Genomic DNA, 16,062 nt, shown 5'->3' on the forward strand with positions numbered 1-16,062 from the left:
CGGGAAACCGCGCAGGTCAGCGATTTCCTTTGAGAGGCAACGGGAAACGTCTCCCGCCGGGCAATTCGCCGGGTCAAGCTTGGTTCGCCGGAATCCTCCGGCAACCAAGGAAGCCGCCGCGGGAAAACCGCGGTGGCGGTGATCCGGAAAGGGGAACGCGATGCACACGCACTTCATCATCGTGCTCGGCCAGCTGGTCTCCCTGCTGGGCTGACCAGCACCCTCGCCGGCGGGCCCGGGCCGCCGGCGGACCTTCCCCCCGTTCACCGATTACAGGATGATCGACCCATGCCGGACTTTGGAGCGGAATTGAAGCGTCGACGGATGTCGGTCGGCATGTCACTGACCGGACTCGCTGCGTCCGTCCATTTCACCAAGGGCTACCTCAGCAAGGTGGAGAACGGCAAGGCCCGCGTGAACCGCGAGCTCGCCAAGGCCTGCGACCAGGCACTGGGAGCGGGCGGAGAACTGCTCGCCCTCGTCGCGGAATCGGCATTCCCCGCCCGCCGCAGCGCCGGCGGCATCGTCGGGCTGCCGGACAGCGGCCGGTACTTCGTCGGCCGTGAAACCGAACTGGCGGCGCTTTCCGCGCTGCTGCTCGGGCGGGACAGCGCCCGGGTCGGGGTGGTGCACGGAATGGCGGGTGCGGGCAAGACGGCGCTGGCCGTCGCCGCCGCCCGGCGGGTCGCGGAGACCTTCCCGGACGGCTGCCTGTTCTTCGACCTCCGGGGCCACACCCCCGGGGCCGTCGAGCTGTCGCCGGGCGAAGCCCTGCACCGGCTGCTGCGGCTGCTGGACGTCTCGGCCGACCAGCTCCCCGCCGACGAAGACGGCCTGGCCAACCTGGTCCGCGACCAGCTGCGCGGGCGGCGGATGATCCTGGTGCTGGACAACGTCCGGTCCGCCGAGCAGATCCGGGCCATCACCGACGGCGAGACGTCGTCGCGGATCCTGGTCACCAGCCGCGGCCGGCTGCCGGCGCTCGACGACGCCTGGCACTTCCCGGTCGGCGTGCTGCCGCTGAGCGACTCCGTGCGGCTGCTGCGGTCCGTCGCCGACGACCACGCGCCGGCCGACGACGAAGTGGCGACCGAGATCGTCCGGCACTGCGGGCAGTTGCCGCTCGCGGTCCGGATCGTCGCGGCCCGGTTCATCGCGGGCGGCTGGACGGCGGCGAAGCTGCGCGACCGGCTGGCCGACGAGACAACCCGCCTCGGTGCGCTGGAGGACGGCGAGCGGAGCGTCGCCACCGCGTTCGCCGTCTCGTACGAAGCACTGCCCAACGACCAACGGCGGTTGCTGGGCCTGCTCACCCTGCACCCCGCCGCGGCCGCGGAGACGAGCGCCGTCGAAGCGCTCGCCGGTCTCGACGCGGGCGAGACGGACCGGCTGGTCGACCGGCTGCACGACGCCCACCTGGTCGTCCGCGACGAACGCGGGTACGTCGAGCTCCACGACCTGATGCGCACCTTCGCGGCGAAGCACGCGTTGCCCCAAGTGGCGGCGGAGGACCGCGAAGTCGCCGTACGCCGGCTGGTCGAGCACCTCGTCGCGCTGACGGTGGCGGCCGACGAGCTCGCCGAGCCGTACCGCTTCCGCCCGCCGACCGGCCTGCCGGGCCCGGCCGTCACGCCGTTCTCGGACGCCGAAGGCGCGCTGGCTTGGCTGGGCGCACAGTGGCCGACGCTCGCGGACATCGTCGATACCGCGGCCCGCCACGGGTTGCACGACCGCTGCTGGCAGCTGGCGTTCGTGCTCCGGGCGTTCTTCTTCCGCGAGAAGCTGTTCGAGCCGTGGATCCGCACGCACGAGCGAGCACTGGAGGCGGCCCGCGCGGCTGCCGACCCGAGCGCGACGGGCATGATCCTCAACAACCTCGGCATGGCCCACATCGAGGCGGGCCGTCCCGACGAGGCGGTCCGCTTCCACCAGCAGGCCCAGGCGGAGTTCGCCCTGGCCAGGGACGACCGGGGCACGATCGACGCGCTGTCCAGCTTGGCGTGGGCCCGCCTGTACCGCGGCGAAGCGGAGGCGGCCTTGCCCGAGTTGATGACGGTGCTGGAGGTGTACCGCCGCACGGGCCGCACCCGCAACGTGGTGATCGCGCTGCGCGGGATCGCCCTCGCTTCGGTGGCCCTGGACCGCTTTCCCGAGGCCCTGGCGGCGGCTTCGGAGGCGTCCGAGCTCGCTCAGCTGCCGGTGGACCGGGCGATGTCGGTCAACTGCGTGGCCTGGGTGCACTTCCGCGCGGGCCGCTGGGAGGAGGCCGCGCGCGGTTATCACCTGGCGGCCGAGGTGGCCGACGACGCGGGCAACGAGTACGAGCGGGCGAGGGCGTTGACGGGTTTGGGAAACACGGCGGCAGCCCGCGGAGACCGCGCGGAAGCAGGGCGCTGGTGGGCGGAGGCGGCGGCGTACCGGGTCACCCTCAACCCGGCGGTGCTGGGTGAGGCCGAGTACCGGGATCGGCCGGCGTTCGCGGAGTGAGCCTCGCCCTCTCCGGCCGTCGTGAGTGGTAACGCGGGTTCTGACCCGCGTTACCACTCACGACAGGTCTGCCCTGGGGAAAACAGGTCAAAAGCTGGACACTAACTGGCCACCGCGCCCGTCGGGGTAGCGAAGGCTTCCGTCGCGGCGATCAACCGCAGGGAAGTCGAAATCCAGGGTGAGGTTGCCGTCATGACCACGCATTGAGTTCCAAGCCGGCGAGCTGGGTTTCCCCGGCGAAAGACGTTGCCGGCAACGGGAAACACCTTGTCGCGACCGGCGTCCGGCGCGCACCATCGATACAGACCGGAATTTCGCGAAACCACCGTGAAATCCACCGAATCCCGTTCACCGGGGAATTCCGAGGAGTCTGCCATGATGGTCGTCTGTTCCGTTTCCGCCCTTCTCCGCACCGCGCTGGGCATCGTCCTGATCGCGCTGTTCGCCGGGCTGGCGCTGGCCGGGCCCAGTGCTCCGGCGAGCACGCCCGGGCCTGCCGCGCCGGCCGCCACCGCCACCGCCGCTGCCGAACCCGTCGCGCACTAAGGGCCGGTGGACTCCAGGTGTTCGATCAGGCTGGCCAGCTGGTCGGCGTACCGCCGGACGAACTCGGGCGAGTCCGCCTGCGTCCCGGTCAGGCCGTCGACCACGTGCGGCAACGTCACCGGGGCCATCGCCGCCGCCATCAGGAGCACCGTGAGGCATTCCGGGTCGGCCCAGTCCGGGAGGCGGCCCTCGGCCTTCAGTGCGCCGAGCCGCTCCACCGTCCCGGTCAGGCGCTGCGTGCGCGGCGCGTGGTCGGGATCGGTCTCCGGGCCTTCGTACTCCAGGCCCGACCACGCCAGCAGCCGGACGCCGTCGCGGCTCTCCACCGTTTCCAGAGCCATCCGCCGGACCTGTTCGGACAGCGGCAGGTCCGGCGCCATCAGTTCGCTCTGCCGCTGTCCCCACCCCTCCGACATCGCCCGGTACAGGCCTTCCTTGCCGTCGAAGTAGTACGAGATCAGCTGCTGGTTCACCCCGGCCCGCGCCGCGATCGCCGCGATCCGCGCGCCGGCGTAGCCCTTCGCCGCGAACTCCGCGGCCGCCGCCTCCAGGATCAGCCGGCGGGTGCGCTCCGGATCCCGTTGGCGCTCCTGGGGCTTCGGCGAACGGCGGGGCTTCGACGCGGTCACGCCGCGACTATACGTCAACCAGCCGCTTGACTCTGTCGAACAGACGGTTGAGGCAGCGCCGCCGTCAGGACGAGGGCCAGCACGAGCACCCCGGCGCTGACCGCGAGCGCGCCCGCCGTCGCCGACGCGGATCCGCTGTCCAGCCGGGTGAAGAAGACGGTGCCGAACAAGGCGATGCCGGTCGCCGTGCCGAGCTGGACGGTCGTGTTCACGACGCCGGACGCCGCGCCGGCCTGCTCGGGCCGGATCCCCGCCATCGACGTCGCGAACAGTGCGTTCAGCACCGCCCCCATGCCGAGCCCGACGGCGATCACCGGCACCACCAGTTCCCAGCCGCGCAGTGCGGTGTCCACTTGCGACACCAGGACGGCGAGCACCACCAGCCCGGCCAGCAGCACGCCGACGGCGCCGGCGGTGAAGGCGCGCCCGAGCTTCGGGGCGAGGCGCATGGCCAGGACGTTGCCCACGACGATGCCGAGCGTCGACGGCGCGAACGTCAGAGCCGCTTCCCACGGCGTGAAGCCGAGCCCGAGCTGCAGGTGCAGCGTCAGGACGAAGAAGACGCCGACGCCGGTGTTGACGCAGAGCAGGACGGCCTGGCTGCCGGCCACCTGCCGCAGCAGGTCCGGCGGGAGCAGCGGTTCGCCGCCGCGGCGGAACTGGCGCCGCTGGTGCCACGCGAACACGCCGGCCAGCGGGACGGCCGCCACCAGCAGCGCGATCGACCACGCCGGCCAGCCCAGCTCGCGCCCCTGCACCAGCGGGTAGAAGACGGCGAACAGCGCGGCGGTCAGCAGCCCCAGCCCGACGGGGTCCATCCGGTGCCGGAAGAACCCCGGCCGGCCGGGCATGGTGACCAGCGCGCCGGCCAGCGCGAGCACGCCGATGGGCACGTTCACCAGGAAGATCGCCCGCCAGCCGGTGCCGAAGAGGTCGGCCTCGGTCAGCGCGCCGCCCAGCAGCGGCCCGGCGAGCCCGCCGACCGGGAACGCGGCCGCGTACCAGGCCATCGCCTTCGGGCGTTCGCGCTCGTCGAACTCCGCGTGGACGAACGACAGCACCTGAGGCACCATCAGCCCGGAGCCGACACCCTGCACCACCCGCGCGGCGATCAGCACGCCGGCGTGCCCGGCGAGCCCGGCCCCGAGCGAGGCGGCCGTGAACACGAGCATGCCCGCCACGAACAGCCTCTTCGGCCCGTGGCGATCCCCCAGCCGGCCGCCGGTGATCAGCGTGAGCGCGAAGCCCAGCGCGTAGCCGGCCGAAATCCACTGCAGCGCGGCCTCGCCGGTGCCGAGCTCCCGCCGGATGGTCGGCAGGGCCACCGCGACGATCTGGTTGTCGATCATGTCCACCAGCACCGCGAGGACCGCGACCGCCAGTGCCCACCACCTGAGCGCGTGCCTCTCCACGACGTACCTCCCCAGCGACGACCTTGACCCAGTCATCGTCAAGCAACCGGACGACTCTGTCAACCAAACGTTTGATTGAGTCCGGCGCGCGTTGGAGAGGTGGGAAGTTGGCTCTTGAGGACCTCCTGGATTTGGTTGGCGAAGGCTCCGGCCGCCTCGCCGCCACGGGCACCGCCGCCGTGCGACGACATCCGCCCGAGCAGCGTCCCGATCGCTGCCCCGGCCGCAACGCGCGCCGCCGCGAGCTCGAGCCCGCAGCTGGCCGCCGCAAGCGGGAAACTCACGAGCATCTCTCACCGGCTGCTCAGCGAAGGCTCCGGCCGACCGCCTCGCCGCCGCAGGAACCGCCGCCGCACGGCAACATCCGCCCGAGCAGCCCCGGCCATGCCGATCGCCGCCCCCGGGCCGCAACGCACGCCGCCGCGAGCTCGAGCCGGCAGCTGGCCGCCGCAAGCGGGGGCGGCACTCAGCCTTCAAGCACCTCCCGCAGCTTCTTGGCAAAGGCCTCCGGCTGCCCGGCATAGCCGTCCTCACCGCCGAGGAAACCACCGTGGTGGCTCGGGAACACCGTCGCCTCCTGGCCGAGCAGCGTCGCCGTTCCGATCGCCGCGCGGCCGGTGTACACCTCGCGCGACTCCTCCCCGACCGCCACGACTATCCGCGTCCGAGCCGCGGCCAAGGCCGGGACGTCGAGCCGGTACGCGCTCACCGCCAGTGTGCGGTCGGTCAGGAGGGGGTCGTCGCGGCGGCCGTCGTCCTCGGGCGGGAGTCCGAATTGGACCGGGTCCGCCAGTGGAAGTGCGAAATACGCGTCGGTGAACGGGCCTTGCCACGACATCATCGCGAAGAACGCCGCCATTCCGGCGCCGAACCCCTTGGCCTCGTAAGCATCCCGCACCGCTTGGCCGGCCCGCTCGGCCGCGGCCGCGTCCGGCAGGGACGCGACGATCGGCGGCTCGTGGGCGACGAGCGTGCTCACGGCCTCCGGGTGCGCCGTCACCAGCGCCAACCCGGCGACCGCGCCCCCGCTGCTGCCGAACACCTCCACCGGCCCGGCGCCGAGCGCCGAAATGACGGCGTGGATGTCCTCCGCCTGTACGGCCGGCACGTGGTCCTCGCGTCCATCCTTGCGGACGCTGCGCCCGAGCCCGCGTGGGTCGTAGGTGACCACCGTGCGGTCGGCGAAGTGCGACGCCAGCGCGCCGAACCCCTCCGCCGTCATCGGCTGCCCGATCATGAACAGCGGTGGCCGCGGGCTCTCGGCGGGCGCCGGGCCGTGCACGTCGTAGACGATGTCGGCTTCGGGTCTTTCCAGGGTGTGCGTGGTCATCGGGACTCCCCTCGTCTGGTCTCATCGAGACGTTAGACGAGGGGTCCGACAATTTCCGTCGAGGCGAGGAAGGCGAGCGGGCTAAGCCGTTTACAGAGGAGAAGGAAGCCCGCTCATGGCCTCGCATCGACCACCCTATCAGGCCGGGACCAGCCGGTTGAGCGTCTCCAGCGTGAGCACGGTCGACCCCTCGGGCAGCCCTTCCGGCCGGTGCAGGCCGACGTAGGTGACCGGCTCTGCCGGCCGCGCACCGGGCTCCCACACGGTCACCTCGGTGTCGCGCATCAGCCCGACGAGGTACCCGACGGTCAGGTACTTCCGCTCGACCAGGCCGCGCGCCAGCACGCTCGTGCTCGCCTGATTCGTCTCGAGCCGGTTGAACCGGGGCGAGCCGGACAGGTACAGGTGCAGCCAGGTCGCCGTCCACGTGCCGGACCGGTCGCGGCCGAAGACCATCGGCAGCGCGACGCGGCCGCGGCCGCGCAGGTCCGAGCGGGTCCGCACGGTGCGGGGCTCGAACGGCGCGCCGGCCTGCGCCCGGTCGCGGAGCATCCAGCCGAACATCGACTCGGCGACGTCGTCGAAACCTTCGCCGGAGAAGACGTTCACCTGCGGCACGACGTACGCGGCGCCGAGCGAGTCCAGCGGGATGTCGATGAACTCGGTCGCCCCGTCCGGCGCCTCGGTGAGGTCGCCCGAGTACACCGCGCCGCCGTCGTGGTAGTTGGTCCACGACACGTGCCCGGCGTACCGGAAGCGGGCGTCCAGCAACAATGCCGACAGGTCGAAGTCGGTCGTTTCCCGCGCCTGCCGCCAATAGGTGAAGAACCGCAGCACTTCCCCCTCGACGTGGGTGCGCGAACCGCGCGGTAGCACGGCGAACCCGTCCTCGCTCGCCTTCCCCGACAGCGGGAGCGCGACGTCCAGCACGGCCGGGTCGACCACCAGCCGCCCGCCGGCCGGCAGCCGTGCGGAGAGTTCGGCGTCGATCAGGTCGCTCACCCGCGCGATCACTTCGCGCGGCAGCGGCGGGCGGGTGTCGGCGGCGACCCACGCGCGACGGCTGCGCGTCGTGAACACACGGGCGGCGTCCGGCGTGGCGCGGTTCAGCAGGTGCTCGCGCACGGAGCACAGCACCCGGCCGGACACCGAACCCAGCACCGTGCGGGCCGCGGCGAGGACGTCGTCGACCGGATCGGCCTGCCGCAGCAGCCGATCCAGCGATCGCATGAACAGGCCCGGCGCGGCGGTCAGCACCTCGGCGGCGCGCGAAACATCGCCGTCGGCGAACGCGCGCTCCGCACGGCCGGCCACCGAGGACACCTTGCGGTCGCCGCGGGCGACGTCGAACACCTCGCGCGCGCCCGGGTACGCCGTGGTCTCGTACGGGTGCAGGTAGCTGCCCAGCCGCTTGAACCGTTCGGCGAAGCGGGAAACGTCACCGAGCTTGCCCGCGTTGCCCGCGATCACACCGTCGAGCGCGGCGAGCAGGACACGCCGCTCGCGGCGGCGGAAGCTGCGGAACCGGGTCGGTTCGGCCAGCGTGACGTCGCCGCCGCTGGCCTGGCACGCCGCGCGCAGCACGTCGACGACGGTGTCGACCGCCACCAGCGGCCGGCCTTCCGCCAGCCGGACGGCGTTGAGCACGGCCCGGTTCTCGCGCACCGGCACGGCTTCGAGCTCGACGTCCCCGCAGGTGACCGCCAGCTCGGCGAGCAGCTGCAGGTCGGCTTCCCCCAGCGGGGTGCCGGACTCGGCCAAGGATCGGTACAGCGCGCGGGTTTCTTCCTCCAGCGTGCCACCCAAGTGGACGACGGTCACCCGGTCCTTGATCGACGCGACAAGCTCGTCGTGCGCGGCGAGCAGGTCGGCGAAGCTGTGCTGGTAACGGCCGTAGCCCGGCAGCGTGAGCAGGTCGACGACGTCGCCGCCGCCGGTGTGGCGCAGGCAGGAGACCCAGAACTCGACGGTGTCCGGCACGCGGCGCGGGAACTTCTTGAAGTAGGCGTTGTGCCGCACGTGGTCGCCGACCAGGCCGCGGACGGCGCCGACGACGGCCGCGGCGAGGTCCATCGCCGCGCCGGGTGCCACGGTGGACAGGTGGCCGAGCAGCGCGCGATCGGCCTTGAACCCCACGCTGAGCAGCACGACGTCCAGCTGCCGGGCGACGGCGGACCCGTCGCCGGCCGGGGCGGCGGCGCGCGGGACGCGCAGGGTGTGGCTGATGATCGTCTGCAGCATGGAAGTTCCCCCGGGTAGGTGGTCGCGCGCCGTGGTGTCGAACCACGTCGGCGGAGCTTATGAGGCCCCGCTGGTTACCGAACCGCGCGCGGTGGGTTGGCCGACCGGACTCGCACCGGCTTCGCCCGGGACCACAACCCGGGGCCTCGTCTCCTTCGGCTTCGGCCAAGGTAGCGCGTCCGGGAGTCGAACCCGGGTCTCCCGGGTGAGAACCGGGGATCCGTACCGCTGGACCAACGCGCCGAGCGCATTCGCGTCCGCGCACTGGTTGCAGCGAAGACGAATGCCGGGAAAAGAGCACCGGCGGAAGGAGTCGAACCCTCTGGCCGCGGTTTTGGAGGCCGCGCCGCTTCCCAAGCTCGCCGATATAAGAAGAAAGCCGCCCGGCCCGGTTTCCCGGCGGGCGGCTCCCTGGAGCACGACGCGGCTACGTCATGACAGGGAGCCCCGAGAAGTGCGCCATGTGCTGCCATTCCATGGTCGTCATGTGCCCTCCTCGGTTCGTGTGGCACCCATCATCGCCGGACGTGCCGAGCCGCGTCAAAGCAATTAAGCCTCTTCCCGCGCCAGCTGCTGAGCCGCTCGCCCGATGGCCGCCTCGACCCGGTCGGCCAGCAGGCCCACCGCGCCGACCGCGCGGCTCATCGGGTCTTCGCCGTCGCCGCCCAACGCCTGTTCCCGCAGGTATGCCGCCTTGACGTCGGCCCACCGCTGAGCCTGCGAAGGGGACAGCCGTCCCCGCAGCTCGGCCAGCTTGAGCAGGTTGGCCTCGGCACCCGAGGTCAGCGTCTGCGCCTCGCCGGCGTAGTGGTCGTCGATCAGGGCTTCGAGCTCGGTGTCGTCCATCACCGGCACGATCCGCTCGGCGAGCTTGTTCATGTTGCGGTACGAGCCCTGCAGCTGGAACGGCGGTTCGGTGCGCGAAGCGTCCGCCTGCGCCGCCGAAGCGATGTAGGCCTGGTTGTTCGCCAGCACGGTCCGCTGCACCCGCAGCAGCTTCCGCAGCACCGCGAGGACCTGCTCCAGCTCCGTGGCCGAATACGCGTGCGAAAGCTGGTCCGCCCGCGCGGACCCGTCGCCGCGGGCCATCCGGACCAGGATGTCCACATCGGACCGTTCACGCGACACGAGCGGCGCCAGCACGGTGTTCGACGTCAGCGCGTTTTCGACGTAGCTGAGCGCGAAGAGCTCTTCCTTGCCGGACAGCACGTCGCCGAGGTTCCAGACGTCCGCGCGGTTGGCGAGCATGTCGGGGATCCGGAACCGCTTGCCCTGCTCGGTGTACGGGTTGCCGGCCATGCACACCGCGAACCGCTTGCCACGCAGGTCGTAGGTCCGCGTGCGGCCCTCCCACACGCCTTCCATCCGCCGCTGCGCGTCGCACAGCGAGATGAACTTCTGCAGCAGTTCCGGCGACGTGTGCTGGATGTCGTCGAGGTACAGCAGCACGTTGTTGCCCTGCTCCAGCGCGAACGAGATCTTTTCGACCTCCTGCCGCGCGGTCGCGTTCGGCGCGTCCGCAGGGTCGACCGACGTGACGTCGTGGCCGAGCGCCGGCCCGTTGACCTTGACGAACACCAGTCCGAGGCGGCTGGCGACGTACTCCATGAGCGTCGTCTTGCCGTACCCCGGCGGCGAGATGAGCAGCAGCAGCCCGGACTGGTCGGTGCGCTTGGCGTCGCCGGCCGCGCCGAGCTGCTTGGCCAGGTTGTCCCCGATCAGCGGCAGGTAGACCTCGTCGAGCAGCCGGTTCCGGACGAAGGCGCTCATCACCTTCGGCCGGTACTCCTCCAGCCGGAGCCGGTCGCGTTCGGCCGCGACCAGCTCGTTGCGCAGCCGCTGGTACGCGCGGAAGCCCGGCACGCGGTCACGGCGGAAGCGGTGCGTCCTGGCGAGCGTCTCGTCGAGCCGCACGGTCACCGACCGCCCGGTGATCCGCGGGTGCGCGCCGAGCAGACCGTCCACAGTGGCCGTCAGCGTCGCCGACGAGTCGTACCGCGGCAGGTCGCACAGCTCGATCGCGACGGCTTCGGGCAGCTCGTCGGCCGGCAGCCCGGCCGAGTCCGCGAAGGACCGCAGCCAGGCGTCGGCGAGCTGGTACCGGTCCGCCAGGTCGTCGAGCGAACCCAGGTCTTCGGCGAAGCTCCGCCGGTCGAGCCGGAACTTGTCCAGCACCGCCCGCGCGCCACCGCTGGTGACGAACCCGGACGGGCCGACGGCGAGCTCCTCGAACAAGTACTCCCCGGCGAACTCGGTCTCCAGCCCGAGCCCGCCGGCGAACGCCGTGATCGCGTCGGCGAGCTCCCGCGACAGCTCGTCGATCGCCGGAGTGGCGCCGAACGCCTCCCGCACCCGCGCGAGCGACGCGGCCCGGGTCGTCCAGGACGCCTTGGCGCGCTCGTCGGCGCCGAACGCCCAGAACAGCTGGGCCGCCGCCCGGGCGGCGGGCGGGTAGCGCAGCAGCCCGGCGGCCGACCGCAGGCGCAGCAGGGCGCCCAGGATCGCGGCGGCGTCGTGGTCGTGCACGCCGCGCGCGTACCCCTCGTCGTACCGCTCCCCGGCCACGCTCCGCACGACTTCCAGGAGGTCGGCTTCGACCAGCTCGGCGGCCGGCCGTTCGGCGAGGATCGAGGTCGCGAGGTACTCGGCTCGGTAGACCTCCGGCGACTCCGAGACCAGCAGCTGCTCCCAGTACGGCCGGGTCGCCTCGAACGCGGCGTCGCGCACCGGCGCCCGGTAGTCGGTGCCGGTGATCGCGAACTTCATCGAGCCGTCGTGCGGCACCAGCGTCAGGTCGACGTCCTGGGTGTTGACGGCGAAGGTGTTGCGGCCGAGGCGGATCGTCTCGCCGCCCTCGCCGTAGAGGTCGAGGCGGTCGCGCAGGGCCCGGCCGGCCTCCTGGCGAGCGGCCTTCACCCGGCCTTCCAGCTCCTCGGCCCGCACCTGGTCGCCGAGCGCCCGCAGGTCCTCGACGACGCTGCGCAGCTTCGAAACCATCGGATCGGCCGCGAAGTAGGTGTTGATCTCCTCGGCCGAGCCGAGCGAACCGACCCGGCGCGTCACGCTGCCGAGGATGCGCCCGGCCGACTCGACCAGCCTGTCCGCCCGCCGTGCCCGCTCGTCGAGCAGCGCCTGCTTGCGCGAGGAGAACGCCTCGTAGACGTCGGTGCGCTTCTCCCCGAGCGAGGTCAGGAAGTCGTCGAACTCCCCGAACCGCGATTCGAGGTTCTCCAGCTGCAGCAGCAGCCGGCCCAGCTGCTCGTCGCAGCGCTCCGGGGTGTCCGCCACCGCGAGCCCGCCGGTGATGGCCTGCGCGAGCAGCGCGAACTCGGCCGCGAACTCCGCCCGGCCCTCGGTCTCCAGGAGCTCCTTGCGGCGCGCGTCGAGCGTGGCCCGGGCGCGGTTGACCGCGCCGATCACCTCGCCGACGCGCTCCAGGATCTTCGTCCGGACGACGGCGTCGGCGATGTCCAGCCCGCCCACGACGTCGGTGAGGACCTCCAGACCGGCGGACTGCTCGTCGAGCCGCTCGGCGACCGGGCCGGCCTCGGCGACGGTCTTGATCGCGCCCGCCGCGGCGATGAGGCCGTCCACTTCGGCGTGGTAGCCGGTGAACGCCTCCTCGCCCTGCAGGAACCGCACGGCCCGCTGCGCGGCCTCGGCGAACTCGGTGTCCAGGTCCGCGATCAGCGTGTCCACGCGCGCGGTGTCGGCGTACCGCAGCTCCCGCACGGTGACCAGCCGCCCGCGCGCCCGGTGCATCTCGGCGAGGCGGCGCACCCAGGCGTCCGCCGCGTTCAGCGCCTCGCCCCGCACGCGCCGCACGAGCGACGCCGTGTCGGCCGCCGCGGCGTCGACGGCCTCGGCCGCCTGCGCGGTGAGCGAGGTGACCGTCTCGAACTCGTCCAGCACCTGCTCGGCGGTGACCCGGACGTCGGACAGCGGCGAGCGCAGGTCGCCCAGCTCGGTCTCGCCCAGCCAGTGGTAGTGGTCGAAGACCCGGGCGCAGGCGGCGATCAGCGCCTCGAACACCGCCGCCGATGGCGCCATCTCCCCGATCATCCTGGTGATCGACAGGCAGTCGGAGATCCCGCGGACGAGGTCGGCGTTCCCGACCCGCTCCAGCGGCCCGGTGCCGGCCGGCTGCGACGCGGCGTAGGTGTCCGACTGGAACGGCGTCCGCCACACCTGCATCGGGTGCACCCGGCTCGGTTCGTCGGACAGCGCGCGGAACAGGATCATCGTGCCGTCGTCGAACAGCGAGTACCCGTGGCACGGGATCGGGTTCGCGACCTCCTTGCGGATCACGTTGTACGGCAGCAGGAGCGAGCGTCCCTCGGCCCGCGCGTGGAAGACGTACAACACGTCTTCGCCGTTGGGCGAGCGGATCACGCGCTCGAACTCGAGACCGTCCACAGTGGTGTCGAACGTCTTGCTGACGCCGGTGTCGAGGTAGTAGCCACCGGGGAAGATGATGCCGTGGTCCTCGGGGAGCCGCTGGCAGGCCTGCCCGATGCCGTCGAGCCGCACGACGTCCTGGGTGCGCGTGTTGAACACCAGGTAGCGGTACTCGGTTTCCTTGTACGGCAGCATGCGCAGCAGGATCAGCGGGCCGATCCGGGCGTAGGAGACCTCGGCGTCGGCGAGGCTCTGCAGCGGCTCGTCCACCGGCTCGGCGTACACCCCGGCGCCGGTCTCGGTGTTGTTCTCGACCTTGACCGTCAGGTTGCCGCCGACGGTTTCGACGAACACCTCGTCCTCGATCGAGATGTGCGGGTGCCGGCCGAGGACGTGGTCCTCGCGGGTCGTCTCGATCCACTCGAAGTCGTGCGACGGCGGGAAGACGTGGTCCCGCTCGCCGCGGCTGTCCAGGTAGGACACCGAGCCGTCGGCCGCGATCGCCCACCGCAGCACCCGGATGTCCTCGGTGCGCGGGCCGATCTGGAACACCGCGAGCAGCTTGCCGTCCAGCCGGCGCAGCTGCAGCAGCTTGGCCTGCCGGTAGTACCGGTACAGCTCGCCGAAGTCCCGCCCGAACTGCTCGTCACGCAGCAGTTCGGGCAGTTCCTCGGCGCTGACGTCGTCGAAGCGGAACGCGTCTTCGTCGCGGCTGAAGCGCTGCAGCGAGAAGACGTCGTCGATCGCCGTCTCGGGCTTCAGGCCGATGAAGACGTTGTAGCCGAACAACATCCGCCCGTCGACGGCGACGATGTCCCGGGGCACGCAGTTGTTGGCGGTGCGGATGCGTTCGGTGCCGACCAGCGCGAGCTGCGCGCTGCCGAAGACCTCCAGCCGCCGCGCGTTGAGCTCGTCCGCGCGTTTCGCCAGTTCGGCGGCCTGGGCGGCCAGCCGGACGCGGAGCACTTCATAGGTGCCCGCGTCCAGCTCCGTCTCGGCCGCCGTCACTGCTTCGCGGCGACGACGGTGGCGACCGACGTCTCGGCGAGGCCGAGCCGCTGCGCCGTGGTCATCAGCTCACGGAGCTTGTCGCTGTCCGGCCCGCCGGCCTGCAGCTGCTTCGCCAGGAAGGCCGAGAGCGTCAGGTTCTTGACGTCCTCGGTGCTGACCGCGCCGATCAGCTTGGCGAGGTCGTCGGTGAAGCTGGCCGACCCGTCGACGTACGGCCGGGCGAGGGCGCCGACGACGTCGGAGTGCTGCACGAAGCCGTCCACGCTCTTGCCGAGGCCGATCGAGCCGACGATCCGGTCGAAGAACGCGGTCTCGCCGCCGACGATGTCGATGTCGGCCTTCTCCAGGCCGGCGCTGAGCACGACGGCTTGCGCTTCGGCGACGTCCCGCTGCACGTCAAGCGCGGCCAGGCGAATCTCCTTCTCGGCGTCCAGGCGCAGCCGGTACTCCTCGTGCTCCCGGCTCGCGCTGTCGAGCGCGGCCATCGCGGCGGCCTTCTCGGTGAGGCCCTCGGCCTCGCCCTTCAGCTTGTCGCGCAGCGCTTCGGCGACCACGACGGCCTTCTCGCGCTCGACGATCGCCTCGGCGCGGCCGACCTTCTCCAGCGCGACGGCGTCGCGCTCGCGCACCTGCGCGGCGGCCAGGCCGGCGGCGGCCTCCTCGGCCTGGATGCCCTCGGCGAGCCGGATCTTGGCCCGCGTCTCCAGCTCGGCGGCCTGCTGGCGCGCCTCGGCGAGGGTCAGCTCCTCGCGGGCCTTGTACTTGGCGGCCTGCTCCGCGGCCTCGGCGGCCTTGATGCCCTTGACCAGGTTCTCCTGGGCTTCGGCTTCAGCGCGGATGACGACGGCCTCACGGGTGCGCTGGGCCTCCTCGACCACGCGCAGCTTCTTGATGTTCTCTTCCTGCTCGGCGACGGTCTTCTCGACCGCGATCCGCTCCCGGATCACCTCGGCGATCGACCGCTTTTCGGTTTCGAGCTCCTTGTCCTTGGCGATCCGGGACAGCTCGGTCTCGCGCTCGCGGCCGATCACCTCGAGCAGGCGGTCCTTTTCGATGCGCTCGGACTCGATGGCGATGACGCGTTCGCGGTTCTTGCCGGCGACCTCGATTTCGCGCTGCTGGTTCTGCTGCTGGATGCCGAGCTGCTCGTCGGTGCGCAATTGCGCGGCCTGCGACTTGAGCCGTTCCTCGGCCTGCACCTTCGTGATTTCGGCTTCTTCGCGCGCCCGCATGGTTTCGATTTCGCGGCGCTGCTTGATTTCCGCGTCCGCCTGACGCCGTTCCAGCTCGAGGATCGCTTCCCGCGCGTCGACGTTCTGGCGCGTGATCTCTTTTTCTTCGTGACGGCGGAATTCGTTGGTGCGCACGTGCTCGATCGCCGTCAGTTCGGTGATCTTCCGGATGCCCTGCGCGTCGAGGATGTTCGCCGCGTCGAGCGACGCCATCGGGGTCTGCTCGAGGTAGTCGATGGCCGCGTCTTCCAGGCTGTAGCCGTTGAGGTCGGTGCCGATGACGCGGATGATCTGGTCGCGGAATTCGTTGCGCTTGGTGTAGAGGTCGACGAAGTCCAGCTGCTTGCCGACGGTTTTGAGGGCTTCGGAGAACTTGGCGTTGAACAGTTCCTGCAGGGTGCCCTGATCGCTGGCGCGTTCGGTGCCGATCGCCTGCGCGACCTTCACGACGTCCTCGACGGTCTTGTTGACGCGGACGAAGAACGAGATCCGGATGTCGGCGCGGATGTTGTCGCGGCAGATCAGGCCTTCCTGGCCGGTGCGCTCGATGTCGATCGTCTTCACTGAGATGTCCATGACCTCGGACTTGTGCAGCACGGGCAGCACGACCGCGCCGGTGAAGGTGACGTCGACCTTGCGCACCTTGGAGATGATCAGCGCTTTGCCCTGCGGCACCTTGCGGAACAGCCGGCTCACGACGAACAGCAGCACGAGGACGATCAGGACCACGACGGCGATCAACACGCCGGCCCCCAGGCCGATGGCATCCATTCAGT

The 16,062-nt window shown here is 71.3% G+C and carries 9 protein-coding genes and 1 tRNA gene; 2 read left to right on the forward strand and 8 right to left on the reverse strand.

Annotation, left to right across the window (positions count from 1 at the left end; translation table 11 throughout):
- Nucleotides 1-288: 288 nt before the first annotated feature.
- Both H5965_RS08855 and H5965_RS08860 read left to right on the forward strand, forming a co-directional pair.
- Nucleotides 289-2,487 (forward strand): NB-ARC domain-containing protein, encoded by a 2,199-nt coding sequence (locus H5965_RS08855; protein WP_310968915.1) that lies wholly within the window; start codon nt 289-291, stop codon nt 2,485-2,487.
- A gap of 375 nt (nt 2,488-2,862) precedes the next feature.
- Complete coding sequence (locus H5965_RS08860; protein WP_310968917.1) at nt 2,863-3,033, forward strand: hypothetical protein; 171 nt, start codon at nt 2,863-2,865, stop codon at nt 3,031-3,033.
- Here H5965_RS08860 and H5965_RS08865 read toward each other — a convergent pair.
- The 8 genes from H5965_RS08865 to H5965_RS08900 all read right to left on the reverse strand — a co-directional run bounded on the left by H5965_RS08865 (nt 3,030) and on the right by H5965_RS08900 (nt 16,057).
- The gene (locus tag H5965_RS08865; protein WP_310968919.1) at nt 3,030-3,662 is read right to left on the reverse strand and encodes a TetR family transcriptional regulator; all 633 of its coding nucleotides are present in this window, start codon (nt 3,660-3,662) and stop codon (nt 3,030-3,032) included. The genes H5965_RS08860 and H5965_RS08865 overlap by 4 nt on opposite strands.
- A 14-nt stretch (nt 3,663-3,676) precedes the next feature.
- Nucleotides 3,677-5,074 carry an MFS transporter gene (locus H5965_RS08870; RefSeq protein WP_310968921.1) on the reverse strand — a complete coding sequence of 466 codons (1,398 nt, stop codon included), beginning with the start codon at nt 5,072-5,074 and terminating at the stop codon, nt 3,677-3,679.
- Between the two features lie 59 nt (nt 5,075-5,133).
- Entirely contained in the window at nt 5,134-5,364 is a 231-nt protein-coding gene (locus H5965_RS08875; protein ID WP_310968922.1) for a hypothetical protein, read from the reverse strand.
- Nucleotides 5,365-5,540: 176 nt separating this feature from the next.
- Nucleotides 5,541-6,404 carry an alpha/beta hydrolase gene (locus H5965_RS08880; protein WP_310968924.1) on the reverse strand — a complete coding sequence of 288 codons (864 nt, stop codon included), beginning with the start codon at nt 6,402-6,404 and terminating at the stop codon, nt 5,541-5,543.
- 138 nt (nt 6,405-6,542) lie between these two features.
- Nucleotides 6,543-8,645, reverse strand: coding sequence for a hypothetical protein (locus tag H5965_RS08885; RefSeq protein WP_310968925.1), 2,103 nt, complete (start codon nt 8,643-8,645; stop codon nt 6,543-6,545).
- Between the two features lie 171 nt (nt 8,646-8,816).
- A tRNA-Glu gene (locus H5965_RS08890) sits at nt 8,817-8,888 on the reverse strand.
- A gap of 306 nt (nt 8,889-9,194) precedes the next feature.
- Nucleotides 9,195-14,051, reverse strand: coding sequence for a DNA repair ATPase (locus H5965_RS08895; RefSeq protein WP_310968926.1), 4,857 nt, complete (start codon nt 14,049-14,051; stop codon nt 9,195-9,197).
- Nucleotides 14,048-16,057 (reverse strand): flotillin family protein, encoded by a 2,010-nt coding sequence (locus H5965_RS08900; protein WP_310968929.1) that lies wholly within the window; start codon nt 16,055-16,057, stop codon nt 14,048-14,050. Before H5965_RS08900 ends, H5965_RS08895 begins: the two co-directional genes overlap by 4 nt.
- Nucleotides 16,058-16,062 lie beyond the last annotated feature (5 nt).

The sequence above is a fragment of the Amycolatopsis sp. 505 genome, assembly GCF_031625235.1.
In the GTDB taxonomy this organism is placed as follows: Bacteria; Actinomycetota; Actinomycetes; order Mycobacteriales; family Pseudonocardiaceae; genus Amycolatopsis.

What these genes read in the sequence shown, in the direction of transcription:
- H5965_RS08855 (WP_310968915.1), top strand. Translation starts at nt 289, where the DNA reads ATGCCGGACTTTGGAGCGGAATTGAAGCGTCGACGGATGTCGGTCGGC.
- H5965_RS08860 (WP_310968917.1), top strand. Translation starts at nt 2,863, where the DNA reads ATGATGGTCGTCTGTTCCGTTTCCGCCCTTCTCCGCACCGCGCTGGGC.
- H5965_RS08875 (WP_310968922.1), bottom strand. Translation starts at nt 5,364, where the DNA reads ATGCTCGTGAGTTTCCCGCTTGCGGCGGCCAGCTGCGGGCTCGAGCTC.
- H5965_RS08880 (WP_310968924.1), bottom strand. Translation starts at nt 6,404, where the DNA reads ATGACCACGCACACCCTGGAAAGACCCGAAGCCGACATCGTCTACGAC.
- H5965_RS08885 (WP_310968925.1), bottom strand. Translation starts at nt 8,645, where the DNA reads ATGCTGCAGACGATCATCAGCCACACCCTGCGCGTCCCGCGCGCCGCC.
- H5965_RS08900 (WP_310968929.1), bottom strand. Translation starts at nt 16,057, where the DNA reads ATGGATGCCATCGGCCTGGGGGCCGGCGTGTTGATCGCCGTCGTGGTC.